This is a genomic window from Bradyrhizobium sp. LeoB3, assembly GCF_055456055.1.
Genome location: NZ_JBVBEF010000004.1, coordinates 66,484 through 80,442 on the forward strand (window position 1 = coordinate 66,484; position 13,959 = coordinate 80,442).

Annotated in this window: 11 protein-coding genes and 1 other RNA gene; 6 read left to right on the forward strand and 6 right to left on the reverse strand. The window is 64.9% G+C overall.

Annotated elements, in window-relative coordinates; translation table 11 throughout:
• Positions 1–279: 279 nt before the first annotated feature.
• The 5 genes from ACZXDY_RS05870 to ACZXDY_RS05890 all read right to left on the reverse strand — a co-directional run bounded on the left by ACZXDY_RS05870 (position 280) and on the right by ACZXDY_RS05890 (position 4,905).
• Entirely contained in the window at positions 280–1,263 is a 984-nt protein-coding gene (locus ACZXDY_RS05870; RefSeq protein ID WP_028161792.1) for a tripartite tricarboxylate transporter substrate binding protein BugD, read from the reverse strand.
• Positions 1,264–1,386: 123 nt separating this feature from the next.
• Positions 1,387–2,904, reverse strand: coding sequence for a tripartite tricarboxylate transporter permease (locus tag ACZXDY_RS05875; protein ID WP_028161791.1), 1,518 nt, complete (start codon positions 2,902–2,904; stop codon positions 1,387–1,389).
• Positions 2,905–2,911: 7 nt separating this feature from the next.
• Complete coding sequence (locus ACZXDY_RS05880) at positions 2,912–3,676, reverse strand: tripartite tricarboxylate transporter TctB family protein (protein ID WP_464344834.1); 765 nt, start codon at positions 3,674–3,676, stop codon at positions 2,912–2,914.
• Positions 3,677–3,763: 87 nt separating this feature from the next.
• A complete protein-coding gene (locus ACZXDY_RS05885; RefSeq protein ID WP_028161789.1) occupies positions 3,764–4,297 on the reverse strand; it encodes a chromate transporter in 534 nt (177 codons plus the stop codon).
• Positions 4,294–4,905 (reverse strand): chromate transporter, encoded by a 612-nt coding sequence (locus tag ACZXDY_RS05890; protein WP_028161788.1) that lies wholly within the window; start codon positions 4,903–4,905, stop codon positions 4,294–4,296. The genes ACZXDY_RS05885 and ACZXDY_RS05890 overlap by 4 nt, the downstream gene beginning before the upstream one ends.
• 88 nt (positions 4,906–4,993) lie before the next feature.
• Between ACZXDY_RS05890 and ssrA the strand changes: the two genes are divergently transcribed.
• The 6 genes from ssrA (at position 4,994) to ACZXDY_RS05920 (ending at position 10,004) form a co-directional block, all read left to right on the forward strand.
• Positions 4,994–5,356, forward strand: a transfer-messenger RNA (tmRNA) gene (gene ssrA, locus ACZXDY_RS05895).
• Positions 5,357–5,520: 164 nt separating this feature from the next.
• A complete protein-coding gene (locus ACZXDY_RS05900) occupies positions 5,521–6,042 on the forward strand; it encodes an SspB family protein (RefSeq protein ID WP_464344902.1) in 522 nt (173 codons plus the stop codon).
• Between the two features lie 72 nt (positions 6,043–6,114).
• A complete protein-coding gene (gene fumC, locus ACZXDY_RS05905; protein WP_464344835.1) occupies positions 6,115–7,536 on the forward strand; it encodes a class II fumarate hydratase in 1,422 nt (473 codons plus the stop codon).
• Positions 7,537–7,864: 328 nt separating this feature from the next.
• Positions 7,865–8,053: a DUF4169 family protein gene (locus ACZXDY_RS05910; protein WP_028161785.1), complete on the forward strand. Its 189-nt coding sequence runs from the start codon at positions 7,865–7,867 to the stop codon at positions 8,051–8,053.
• Positions 8,050–8,313, forward strand: coding sequence for a ribbon-helix-helix domain-containing protein (locus ACZXDY_RS05915; RefSeq protein ID WP_035688975.1), 264 nt, complete (start codon positions 8,050–8,052; stop codon positions 8,311–8,313). The genes ACZXDY_RS05910 and ACZXDY_RS05915 overlap by 4 nt, the downstream gene beginning before the upstream one ends.
• 116 nt (positions 8,314–8,429) lie before the next feature.
• Entirely contained in the window at positions 8,430–10,004 is a 1,575-nt protein-coding gene (locus ACZXDY_RS05920) for an ABC-F family ATP-binding cassette domain-containing protein (RefSeq protein WP_464344836.1), read from the forward strand.
• 212 nt (positions 10,005–10,216) lie between these two features.
• Here the strand turns inward: ACZXDY_RS05920 and ACZXDY_RS05925 are convergent, their stop codons facing one another.
• Positions 10,217–13,906 (reverse strand): AsmA family protein, encoded by a 3,690-nt coding sequence (locus ACZXDY_RS05925; protein WP_464344837.1) that lies wholly within the window; start codon positions 13,904–13,906, stop codon positions 10,217–10,219.
• Positions 13,907–13,959 lie beyond the last annotated feature (53 nt).

Here is a 13,959-nt window from a genome sequence, read left to right on the forward strand (position 1 = left end):
CCGTCGACACGGCGATTCGGCCTTCCCTGGCGATTATACCCCGAAAAATGATGGCCCATTCTTAAACGACAAGGGCGGAACCTGCGTTCCGCCACTTGCTTTTCTCGCCGTCATTCCGGGGCGCGCGGAGCGCGAGCTATGATGTGCAATTGCACATCAGAGAATCCATTTCGCCGCCGGCGCATGCCGCCCGATGGATTCCGGGCTCGTCCTTCGGACGCCCCGGAATGACGGCGAGATGTCCCGGGTTGCGCTGCGCTCCACCCGGGTTACGGGGCTCTAGCCGGCCGGCTTGAGCACCGGGGTCCACTTCTTGATCTCGTTGTTGACCAGCGTCCCCAGCGCCTCCGGCGTGCGGTCGGCTGGCTGCGGGATGACGCTGCCGAGTTCGAGCAGGCGCTTGCGGACAGTCTCGTCGTCCAGCGCCTTGACGGCTGCCGCGTTCAATTTGGCAATGATCGGCGCCGGCGTGCCCTTGGGCGCGAAGATCGCGTTCCAGGCCTGGGCCTGGAAGGCCGGCAGACCAGCCTCCGCCGTGGTCGGAACATTCGGCAGCGACGGGTTCCGCTCCGGAGTCGCGATCGCATAGGCCTTGATGGTGCCGGCATTGATCTGCGGCACGGCGTTGACGATCTGGTCGCACATATAGTCGACCTGTCCGGCCACCAGCGCGTTCATCGCCGGGCCCGTGCCGTTGAAGGGCACGCCGACCGGCTCGATGCCGAGGACCGAGTTCAGGAGTTGGCAGGAGACGTGGGAGACCGATCCGACGCCGGCATGCGCCGCGTTGACCTTCTCGGCGTTGGCCTTCACGTAAGTCACGAATTCCTTCAGGTCCTTCGGCGGAAAGTCCTTGCGCGCCAAGATCAGGATCGGCGTGCCGGCCAGGAGCCCCACCGGCTCGAAGCTCTTCTCCGGATGGTAGGCCAGATTGGGATAGAGCGGCACCGAGGCCGCGTGCGTCCCCATGTGCCCCGTGATCAGCGTATAGCCGTCATTGGCGGCGCGCGCCGCGCGTGCGCTCGCCGTGGTGCCGCCAGCTCCAACCACGTTCTCGATGATGATGCTCTGGCCGAGCGTTTGCGCCATATGGCCGGTGACGATGCGCGCGATGACGTCGGTCGGGCCGCCAGCCGCGAACGGCACGATCATGGTGATGCTGCGTGTCGGATAGTCCTGCGCGCGCGCCGGCGCGACAACAGCCGACAGCAAGGCTGCCAGCGCGAGAGAAGCACTCGCAAGCGAGCGACCACACCAATTCATCGTACTCCCCCCTGAGAAGGCTCGTTAAAGAAAATGCCGGCCAACCGGCCGGCATTTCTTTTCATACCGAACTTTGGGGAGTCGATACGACTTCCGCCTGCGACACGCCGACGCAGGCGAACGTCAGCCTTCGGACTCCACGAACACCTCGTCGCGCTTGGCGCGCAGGGTCGGCAACACCGCCAGCACCAGCAGGCCGGCGGCGATCGCCAGCAGCACCGCCGACAGCGGGCGGCTGACGAACACGCTCCAGTCGCCGCGCGAGATCAGGAGCGCCCGGCGCAGGTTCTCCTCCATCAGCGGCCCGAGCACCATTCCGAGCAGCAGCGGCGCCGGCTCGAAATCGTGCTTGATCAGCCAATAGCCGACCAGGCCGAACACGCCGGCCAGGATGACGTCGACCGGGGCGTTGTTCACGGAGTAGATGCCGATCGCGCAGAAGATCACGATCGAGGGGAACATCAGCCGGTACGGCACGCGCAACAGCCGCACCCAGATGCCGACCAGCGGCAGGTTGATGATGACCAGCATCAGATTGCCGATCCACATCGAGGCGATCATGCCCCAGACCAGATCCGGCTGCTTCTGCATCACCTGCGGTCCCGGCACGATGCCGTGGATGGTCATCGCGCCGACCATCAGTGCCATCACTGCGTTGGGCGGGATGCCGAGCGTGAGCAGCGGGATGAAGGAGGTCTGCGCCGCGGCATTATTGGCGCTCTCCGGCGCCGCCACGCCCTCGATCGCGCCGCGGCCGAACCGCGACGGATTCTTGGCGAGCTTCTTCTCCAGCGTATAGGCGGCGAAGGAGGCAATGACGGCGCCGCCGCCCGGCAGGATGCCGAGGATCGATCCCAGCACCGTGCCGCGTCCGATCGCCGGCGCGGAGTCGATGAGGTCCTTTCTCGTCGGCATCAGGCCGGTGATCTTCTGCTGCACCAGATCGCGGCTCATCTCGGCGCCGTGGTCGAGGTTGCGGATGATCTCTGCGAAGCCGAACACGCCCATCGCCACGGTGGCGAAGCCGAGGCCGTCGGCAAGCTCGGGGATGTTGAAGGCCATGCGGGACGCGCCGGTCTCGATGTCGGAGCCGACCATCGACAGCAGCAGCCCGAACACGATCATCGCGATCGCCTTCAGCACCGATCCCTTTGCGAGCACCACCGCGAAGATCAGGCCGAGCACCATCAGCGAGAAATATTCGGCCGGCCCGAACGCCAGCGCGAGTTTTGTCAACGGCGCTCCCAGGATGGCAATCAGGACGGTGGCGACGCAGCCGGCGAAAAACGAGCCGATCGCGGCGATCGCCAGCGCCGGGCCGGCGCGGCCCTGTTTTGCCATCTGGTGGCCGTCAAGGGCAGTGACGACCGAGGTCGCCTCGCCCGGGATATTGACCAGGATCGAGGTGGTCGAGCCGCCATATTGGGCGCCGTAATAGATGCCCGCGAGCATGATCAGCGCGCCGACCGGCGGCAAGCCGAACGTGATCGGGAGCAGCATCGCCACCGTGGCGATGGTGCCGATGCCCGGCAACACGCCGACCAGCGTGCCGACAAGCGCACCGATCAGACACATCAACAGATTGATCGGCGAGAAGGCGACGGCAAAACCGTGGGCGAGATTAGCAAAAAGATCGACCATCACGCCCTCACTGGATCAGGAAACGCGGGAACATCGGCATCGGCAGTCCGAGCACATAGGGGAACAGGAGCGCGCAAGCGAGCGTCAGGCAGGCGCCGACGATGATGGCCTCGACCCATCGCGTCTCATGCGATCCGGTCGCCGCGATCATGAAGCTTGCAAACGCCGACACCACCAAACCGAGTGGCCGGATCGCGAGAGCGAAAAAGAGGATTGCGGCCATTACGAACAGCGGTCCGCGCCAGGAATAATGCGCAAGTTCCGGTCCGTCGGTGAACAGCCCCGTCACCGCAATGCCGGCGCCGAGCGCAACCAGCAGCACGCCGAACATCCGCGGAGCGGTGCCGGCGCCGAAGGAGAAGCCGCGCATGCCCTGCAGGTCGCTTGAAGCCCATAGCGCCAGCAGCGCAAGCGCCATCAGCACGATGCCGCCGATATAATCCTGCGGCGCGCGGATCTTGACGAACAGCGTGACGATTGCAACCGCGAATAGCGGATAGGAATAGATCAGCGCCAGCAGCACATCCGAGGAAAAGCCCTTCTTGGCGTCGGCGGCGACCGATCCGAACACCGCGTTGGGTGCGGCGGATAGTAGCGCCCCGCCATGCGCGAGCAGCACCTGTGCCGGCCCGCGGCCGGTACCCAGTCCGAAGATCGTGCCGAGCGACCACACAAGCTCGAAAAGCTGCGGCGCCAATGCCAGCACGAAAATGCCGATGGCGGCGTTCGTGTTACGTGTGCTTGATGCGGTTTGGCCCATCGTTTCGGCCATGCATGTCTCCTCCGTGCCCGCACCGCGGGCCCTGTTATTCTATCGGCTGGATTTGCAACCTGCCCCGGCCTTGCCTAGCGATTTTCGTCAAATAACGCCAGCGAAACCGAGGACGCCCCCGGCCAGTAGCAGCCAAAAAGGGTTAAGTCGCGTCGCAAAGGCAACAATGGCCGTTATCACCGTCGTCAGAGCGGCAATCCAACTTTGGTCGGAGGTCCGGGCCAAAATGAACCCGCTCGCGGCCATCAGCCCGATCGAAAGCGGAACCAGTGCCGCCTGGATGATCGCCGGCCAGCGCGAATGGCGCGAGCGCGCAAGCAGCCCGCTCACATAATAGGCAAGCAGCGCGGTCGGCCCGCACATCGCAAGCGTCGCCGCCAGCGCACCGGCAACGCCGGCGACGGAGTAGCCGATCAGGGTCACGATCAGCACGTTCGGCCCTGGCGACAATTGCGAGATCGCGAAGACGTCGGCGAACTCCTTGTCGGTCATCCAGTGCCGGACCTCGACGGCGATCCGGTGCATTTCGGGGATGGCCGCATTGGCACCGCCGACGGCAAACAGCGACATCAGGCCGAACGTCCAGATCAGCGTCGCAATCGGATTCGTATGCTCGTTCATGCCCGCCCCCGTTGGCGAATCAACAGTGTCACGGCCAGGCTTGTGGGAACGGCGACCAGCAGCACCTCTGCCAACGGCAGCCGCAACACCCCGATGGCGACGAAGACCGCGACGAGGACCACGAGGCCGGCGATATCGCGCCGCTTGACCAGTGGCATCGTCATCTTGAGCATCACGGACAGCAGAAGGCCGACGGCGACGCAGGCTACGCCGGCGAGCGTTCGCCGCAGCGCTTCGATCTCGCCATAGTTCTTGTAGAGCGCCGCGAGCACGATCGCGATCAGCATCGGCGGGCCGACCAGCCCGGCAAAGGCCGCGATCCCACCGGCAAGCCCCCGGAAGCGGGAGCCGAACACGAACGACAGATTGACGATATTCGGCCCCGGCAGGAAATGGCACAGCGCGAAGGTCTCGTTGAACTCGTCCGCGGTCATCCAGCGGTGCTGCTCGACAATGCCCCGGCGCGCCCAGACCAGAACCCCGCCGAACCCGGCCAGGGACATTTTTGCAAAGGCCACGAACAGTTCCCCCAGGCTGGGCTGGATGGGCGGGGTCGAGGCAGGAAGGTCCGCCACGGGAGCGGCGGCCGGCGGAGAATCGGAGGACATGGCAAGAGCCTAAAATGCCGCATCCTGCCGGCCAAGGCGATAAACCGAAGCCGTTCCATGCACGAAACGCCGGGATGGGGCCGCCAAGGGTCTGTTTTTCCGTCGCTTTGCAGCCTATATTGGGGCTGCCGGCTTGCCGGCTATGGAAATAAACGACCGTCGAAATAAACCATTCGGACCCGGGGGCGGTACCCGGCGCCTCCACCAGAGCCCATGCGGAACGCAAGCCGTGGGTTCCGGCGGGGGCGAAATAGGATCGACGAGGGCGTAAAGGGCGTGTTTTTTCTCGGTATGGTTCCGCCGATATCGGGCCAATGCAATAGTTGCCAACGACAACTATGCTCCGGTTGCTCAGGCTGCGTAACGCAGTTTGAAAGACCACTTTAAAGCCCTAGCGGGTTAAGCTCCGCTAGGCGGGGTTCGGAGGCACCTGGCAACAGAAGCCTCCACTTCACATTCGCATGGTAAAGTGCGTGCATCCCAAGCGGGTGCTTGTGCCGCAAATTCGATCCGGAAGGCCTGCTGACCTTGGCTTGTGGCCGGGATAGCATAGAGCTAAAGGCGAGTCGGGCGACCGGCATGCGGCCGGCCATTTTTGAACGCGACAGGACCATCATGGCGACCGATCACATCCGATATGACGTGCTGGCGCGCGACGCGCTGCGCGGGGTGGTACGCCACGTGCTGGCGGACGCCGCGGAGCACGGACTTCCCGGCGAGCATCATTTCTACATCACCTTCATCTCCAACGCCGACGGCGTGAAGATATCGCCGCGGCTGCTCGCGCAATATCCGCAGGAGATGACGATCATCCTGCAGCACCAGTTCTGGGACCTCGTGGTGACGGACGATCGTTTCGAGGTCGGACTTTCGTTCGGCGGCATTCCGGAACGGCTCGTCGTGCCATTCGCCGCCATCAAGAGCTTCCTCGATCCCTCCGTGAAGTTCGGCCTGCATTTCGAACCGTCCGAGGAGGACGTCGCGCCCGAGAAGCCCGAGCCCAAGCTGCCTGCGGCTTCGCCGGCGCCACCGCCGCCTGCTCCGGCGGCCGAGACTGCTTCGCAAGAAACGGAAGACTCGGACAAGCCGAGCGAAGGCGCCGAGGTGGTTCGGCTCGACCGCTTCCGCAAGAAATAATCTAAACACGCACCGATCATCGACGCTGTAGAATGAACGTTACGCCGCTTCACGGCGCAACGGACATTGGCAATGGCTCGATCAACATCCTCTTCACAAAAAAACAAAACCATCCGCGTCGAGACCGACAGTTTCGGTCCGATCGACGTCGCCTCCGATCGCTATTGGGGCGCGCAGACCGAACGCTCCCGACAGAACTTCCGCATCGGCCGCGACCGCATGCCGATCGAGATCGTGCATGCGCTCGGCATCGTGAAACTGGCGGCAGCGCTCACCAACCGCGAGCTTGGCCTGATCGACGCGCGCCGAGCCAACGCGATCACGCGTGCCGCGAAAGAAGTGATCGAAGGCAAGCTCGACGATCATTTCCCGCTGGTGGTGTGGCAGACAGGCTCGGGCACGCAGACCAACATGAACCTCAACGAGGTGATCGCCAACCGCGCCAACGAACTGCTCGGCTTTGAACTCGGCGCGAAGAAACCGGTTCATCCCAACGACCACGTCAACATGAGCCAGTCGTCGAACGACTCGTTTCCGACGGCGATGCACATCGCGGCGGCGCAGGGAATTTTCGAGAGGCTGATTCCTGCGCTCGGCGAATTGCATCGCGAGCTGCGCCGCAAGGAGAAAACGTTCGCGAAGATCGTCAAGATCGGCCGCACCCACACCCAGGATGCGACGCCGCTGACGCTGGGTCAGGAATTCTCCGGCTATGCCGCGCAGGTCGAGAGCGGCATCGCGCGGCTACGTACGGCGGCGAAGGATCTGTTGCCGCTCGCGCAAGGCGGCACGGCCGTCGGCACCGGCCTCAACTCCAAGCCACGCTTTGCGAGACTGTTCGCAAGGCACGTCGCCAAGATCACGAAGCTGCCGTTCATCAGTGCGCCGAACAAGTTCGAGGCGCTGGCCTCCAACGACGCCTATGTGCTGGTGCACGGCGCGATCAATTCGGTGGCGACCGGGCTGTTCAAGATCGCCAACGACATCCGCTTCCTCGGCTCGGGCCCGCGCTCAGGCCTCGGCGAACTGATCCTGCCGGAGAACGAGCCGGGCTCATCGATCATGCCGGGCAAAGTGAACCCGACGCAATGCGAGGCGATGACGATGGTATGCACGTACGTCTTCGGGAACGAAACCGCCGTCACCATCGCGGGCAGCCAGGGACACTTCGAGCTGAACGTCTACAAGCCGGTGTTGGCGTATTGCATGATGAGTTCCGTTCAGCTCCTGTCGGATGTTATCCGCTCCTTCACCGAGCATTGCGTGGTCGGGATACGTGCCGACGAGAAACGCATCGCCGAGTTGATGCAGCGATCGCTGATGCTCGTCACTGCGCTTGCACCGAAGATCGGATACGACAACGCCGCGAAAGTCGCGAAAGCAGCACATGCGCGCGGCACGACGCTCAAGGAAGAGGCGCTGCGGCTCGGCTATGTATCGGAACGTGAATTCGACTCCCTGGTGCAGCCGGACAAAATGACACATCCGGGTTAAGTGAAACTGCAAATTGCATAATTTTCCCGGGAAAAAACGGTGATGCGTTGCGCTGACTCGCTACGAATTAGCGCTCGCCCCGCGCGTGATATAATTATGGATCATAACGCCTAAAGAATAAGATCGGTTGCAGCGGGCGTTGCGTTGACGCATGGGACAGCAGCGAAATATATGGTTTTCGTGGGGCGAAGCTGACCTTTTGATGCTTATCACTAGGCGCTATATAGGGATTTCGGATGGGCATGTGCAGTGCTTGCGCGCAACTTGGCTGCGGCCTGTTTCGCCAACAGGCATTTGCGCCTTCGGATCGCTGGATGATGGGGCGAGCATGGGGGACGTGATCAACTTGAACCGAGCAAGAAAACAAGAGCAACGCAAAGAAGCTGCGAAGCAAGCTGAAACCAACCGCGCACGATTTGGTCGCACCAAGTCCGAACGGAAAGCGGACGAGCTTCGCAAAGCGCGCGACGAGAAGCTGTTGGATCAGCATCGTATCGACGGCGGAGACGCATCATGAAATCGCCCGTCGTCAAACGTTCGATCGTGGTCGCCGGCCACAAGACCAGCGTCAGCCTGGAAGAAGCGTTCTGGAATGGCATGAAGGAAATCTCGGGCCTCCGGAACATGACGCTGTCGGAGCTGGTCGGCGAAATCGACAGCAATCGCCAGCAGGGCAACCTGTCGTCGGCGATCCGACTTTTCGTGCTGGAGTATTTCCGTTCGCGCGCAGTCGCCGCGACGACGGTCCAGGCACCGGACAACAGGCCGCAAGCCTGATCCGTTGCAGATAGCCGGTGCTCAGGCACCGCTTCACCGACAAACCTGAGTGGAGAGCGAAATGGATATCGCCAAGCTAACCGCGCCGCGAAACCTGTCCATTTCGGAAGCTCTCCATGCCTGCCTTTGTCGTCCTGGATTCCATCTCGCTTCACGCGCCTGACGGCCGCTCACTGTTCGATGAGCTGACGCTCGCGATTGGACGCGAGCGCACCGGCATCGTCGGACGGAACGGCTGCGGCAAATCGACACTGCTGCGCCTGATCGCGGGCGAGATCGAACCGGCAGCCGGATCGGTTTACCGTGCAGGATCGATCGGCATGCTCGCGCAGATCGCCGACGAACGGGCGACGGTGGCGCAAGCCGTCGGCGTCGATAGCGAGCTCGCGTGCCTGCGCCGGCTCGAGCGCGGCGACGGCACACTCGAGGATGCCGCCGCGGCTGACTGGACACTGGAAGCACGACTACAGACCGCGCTGACGGAAGCGGGCCTGCCCGCGCTATCGCTCGATCGCGCGGTGGCATCGCTCAGCGGCGGCGAGCGAACGCGCGTCGCGCTGGCGCGCCTGTTGATCCAGGCACCTGACGTGCTGCTGCTGGACGAGCCCACCAACAATCTCGACGCCGACGGCCGCGAGGCGGTGGCGCAATTGCTCAGGCGATGGCAAGGCGGCATCGTGGTCGCAAGCCACGACCGTACGCTGCTCGAGCATGTCGACCGCATCGTCGAACTGACGCCGGTTGGCGTCACGATTTTCGGCGGCGCGTGGCCTGATTTCGCCGAGCAGCGCGACGCGGCGCGCTCGCGTGCGGAAACCGAACTGGAGCGGGCGGCTGACGCGCTGCGCAGCGCCGAGCGCGCGACGCAGAAGGCGCGCGAAAGAAAGTCGCGCCGCGACAAGGCCGGCCGAGCCTGGCGCGCCAAGGGCATCGAAGACAAGATGTTCATGGATCGCGAGAAGGAACGCGCGGAGGCCAGCGCCGCCCGCGAAGGCCATCTCGCCGAGCGCCTGATCGGCGAGCGCGCGGATGCCTTCGAGGAGGCCCGCGCGCGGGTGGAGATCGTGACGCCGCTGTCGATCGACCTGCCGAAGACCGCCCTTCCCTCCAATCGCGAGCTCGTCGCCTTCGACGGCGTGGCGATGGCCTTTGCCAACCGCCGCCTGTTCGGGCCGCTGTCGTTCGAACTGCGCGGCCCCGAGCGCGTTGCGATCGACGGCGCCAATGGCACGGGCAAGAGCACATTGCTGCGCCTGATCACCGGAGAGGCGCAGCCGACCGCCGGCATGATCCATCGTCGCACCGAGCGGATCGCGATGCTCGACCAGCATGCCGGCCTGCTCGATGCCGGCACCAGCATCTTGGACAATCTGCGCCGGCTCAACCCGGAATTGTCAGCCAATGAAGCGCATGCCGCGCTGGCGCGATTTGCCTTCCGCAACAGGGCCGCATTGCAGATCGTGGATACGTTGAGCGGCGGCGAGCGCCTTCGCGCAGGTATGGCTTGCGTGTTCGCACGGCCGGAGCCGCCGCTATTGCTGCTGTTGGACGAACCCACCAACCATCTCGACCTCACCGCGATCGAAGAACTGGAAAGCGCGCTGCGCGACTTCGATGGCGCGCTGGTCGTCGTCAGCCATGACAGGGCGTTCCTGCAGGCGATCGGGATCGAACGGGAGATTACGCTCTGAGGCGGCGAGCCCCGGGTTCACCTCGCGCCGCTTGCGGGGAGAGGTCGAAATTCGAGCACAGCTCGAATTTCGGGTGAGGGGAGCCTCCGCGAGTCCTTCTGTCACCGTGCTCGCGGAGAGAGCCCCTCACCCTAACCCTCTCCCCGTAAGAACTGGGAGAGGAAGCGCAGCCCCGGTCGCGGACGCAGTTCGACCCTGACCTTAATCGCGCTCTAATTCTGCGCCGCCGGACGCGATGGTGGGTTGGCGACCTGGGGCGTCAGTGCGAGCGGCGGACGGGGTTTTGGTTTCGCAGCGCCCGGCGGCGGCTTGACGTCGATCGGCGGCGGCAATGGCGCGAGCTGCGGTTGGCTCGCGACTGACGCGGGCGGATTGGCGGCTGGCGCGCTGGCCGGAGGTTGGACCTGCGGCGGACGCGGTGCGCTCGTTTTCGGCTTTTGGGCTCCCTTGCGCGGATCGCGGCCCGGGATCGGCATATCAGTTGCTGTCGGTGGGATCGTCGCGCTTGCATCGGGAGCTTCCGCCGGCTCCTGCGGCGGGATCAGCGGCGGTGTCGGCTGGAACGTTGGAGGCGGCTCGCCGCGCTCAATCGCATCCAATCGCCTGGTCTCGCGGTCGATCGCGCGCACCGCGAGCCACGACGACAACGCCGCGACATCGACGCTGCGGGTGAGCCCGTCGGGCGTGCCCACCGCGAGCAACTGGATTTCCGGCCGACTCGCCGCGGTGATCGCGGTCGGCACCAGCACGGCGCGGATGTCGGCCTGATCGGCCGGAATGTCGTAGCCGCCGGAGATCGTGGCGTTGACGCCATTGGCCGCCAGCGTGCTGGCGCCAACGCGGATCCGCCCGTCGCGAATGTTGAACGGAAGCTGGGCTGAGGCGACCGACAGCACGCCGTTTGCGAGCGCCTGCTCGACGATCTGCTTCAGGCTAGCGTCATCCGAAACCTGCCCGTTCTCGCTGGCGCGGATCGCAACGTCGAAGGCGCGCGGATCGAGCCCGGCAATGCGCGCACTTTCAAGCGCGACCGTGCCGCTGCCGGACAGCGCGCCAGCCAGCGCCGACGCGCTGCGGCCCTGGCTCATCAATGTCATCTGCAAGGAGGCGCGCCCCTTGGGCATGCCGAGATTTCGGTAGCGCAACGCCGTGCCATCGACGCCGCTAAGCTGCACGCTCGCATTGACGGTGATGCCATTCGCACTCGGCCTTGCATCGATGGCGGCGCTGAGATCGCCGCTGCCGATCTTGCCCTTGAGGGCCTCAAAGGTCAGCGCCTGGCCATCGCTCTTGATCGTGCCGCTCACCGGCTGCACTTCGCTGCCGCCCGGCAGCTCGCCGCGCAACGCCTGGAAGACGATGTTGCCGCGCCAGCCCTTGATGATGCCCCCGCCGAGCGGCTCGGTCGAATCATGTCCGCCGGCACCGATCGCAAACGCAAACACCGGTGCAAGCGCGACCTGGTCGAGCCCGATCTCACCCTCGATGTTCTTCTCCTCCCCCATGGCGAGCGCAACCCGGCCACGCAGTCGCGAGCCGCCGATGATGCTGTCGAGATCGTCGAACGAGAGCTTGTTGCCGGCGAGTGAGACGCGCGACGACAGGCGGACGCCGTTCACCGGGGTGTCCGACGGCTTGAGATCGAGCAGCGGACTGATGTCGGCGCTCCTGACCCGCAGGTTGATGCTGGCTTTCTTCGCCTCGTCCCATGGCTCGGCTGCGCCTTCGGCGTCCGCATCAAGCCCCGCGCCCCAGATCCTCGCCTTCAGCCGCAACGGCGCGCGCCAGGCGCCGTTGATCGAGCCTTCGAATTGCGCGGGGCCGTCGCCGATGGCGATGACTCGATCGAAGTTGAGCAGCGCGAGCATTGCACGCCCCTGCCCCGCTGAAAATCTGGCGTCGACGCCGAGATCGCTGCGGCTGAGGGCATCGAGATCGGTGCTGCGGATCGCTGCGACCTGCGGCTTCGCTGTCACCGTAGCGGTGCCCTTGAGCTGCGCCGCGTCGAGCTCCAGAGCGGCGCGAAGGCTGCCGCGATCGGCCTGTCCCTTGTCGAGATCAAGCGCGAGCTTCAGCCGCGCCGGACCCGGGATCGCAGCCAGTGTGTTGAAGCGCGATGCGGCTGACGGTGCGAACGATGAGACCAGACCAGTCAACTGGCTGAACGAGGCCGCGTTTGCGTCGAGCGCGAGCTTTCCGGTCGCGTTGATGCGATCGAAATTGCCGGTGCCCTCGATCGTCACACTGTCCGGCTGCCCGATCTTAAGTCGCTCGAGCGAGACCATCTTCGGCCCAAAGGCAAGCTTGGCCTGCAGCGGACGCAGCTCCTGCCCGGCCGACATCGCGCGAGCAATGTCAAGCGAGAGCTGCGCTTCCTCCGGCCATTCGGCCTGCGGTCCCGCCAGCGAGCGTATGACCGCGGTGGCCGCATCGAGATCCAGCCGGTCGGCCTTCACGGTGGCGTCGACCTTCGCGCCACGATTGCCGGTGGGATACGACACCGCGACACGTCCGGTGATCGCACCACCGTCGATCTCGGCCTTCATGGCATCGACCGCAAAGCCGGTTGCGGCGAGCGTGACGTCGCCACGCAGCTTGAGCGGTTTTTGATTGCGAGACGGCGGATCGCTACGGCCCTGCAGCCACACCATCAGCGCATCGGGATCGGACGACTCGACATTGAGCGCCGCCTTGAAGCTGTCCGACTGGGCGCTTTGCGGGCCAGCACCGCTGAGCGAAACGCGCGTGGCGCCCGGTGCGCGGAAGTCGAGCCGCCGCACTGTCCAGCCCTTGTCGTCGCCGTGAAGGTCGGCGGCGATATCCTGCAAGGGCCGCCCGCCGAGCATGATTTGCTCGGACGAGAATTCGATCTGCGACGGCAGCGCGATGTGCGGAACGCCCGACAGCAGAGCGCGCAGCGCCGGCAGCGCATGAATCGGCTCAGCATTGTTGTCCTTCGCGGCAAAGCGGTCGACATCGAGTTGCCGCGCCGCCAGCGAGGCGCGCAGCAGCGGCGAAGCGCCGAAACGGATGTCGCCTGCGCCCGCGAGCTTCAGCGCGCGCTCGTCATTGCCATAGCTGACCTCGATCTGGTCGAGCCGCGCCGCCGAATAATCCGCTTTGATCCGGGCTCCGACACGCCAGGGCGTCGGCGCGGCCGCGTCGTTCTTTGATGCGGGCGGAGAGGCCAGCGCCAGCACGCCTTCGAAGCGCGGCGCGCGGGCCTCGAAGGTGAGTATGCCGTCGAGATCGGCCGAGAGCGGGCGCTGGCCTGGGTCGATGTTGACATGCACGCGGGTGCCGTTGCCGTCGGCGCTCTGGCCGGAGGAGATCCGGAACGGATAGCGGGAGCCGTCGAACGTGAAATTGCCGTCGCCGCGGATCGCGCCGGCAAGCGACCGGACATCGCCGCTGAACGCGATGTCGCTCAATTCCAGCGTGCTGCGGCTCGCGGCGTCATGCAGGGCGATGCGGCCGGTGAGGTTGACGCGATCGATCGCCAGCGAGGCGAAGTCGAACGTGCCCTGCGAGGCCGGCCAGTCGATCCGTCCCTTCTGGTCCAGACCGAGATCCACCGACATGCCATTGACGGTGAGCTGCGTAGCGCGCCATTCGCCGCGCATCAGCGAACCCAGGCTGAATTCGACGTCGAGCTTGTCGGCCCGGATCTTGCCGCGATCATTGCCGCCGCCGATCACGGCCGAACGCAGCCGAAGCTGCGGCGCCGGCAGCAGCCGCGCGTCAAGCTCGCCGCCGATGCGCACGGGCGCGCCGATGATTCGCGTCGCCTCTGCCTCGAATTGCGGACGGAACTGGTTCCAGTCAATGAAGTACGGTCCGACCAGCGCGGCGATCAGCGCAAGAATGAACGCGATTGCCAGGCCGAGCAGCGTCGTCTGCACGGTGTCTCCCTTTGAGCCCCGCCCCGCGGCGCACGTGGCCAATACAGCGCCGG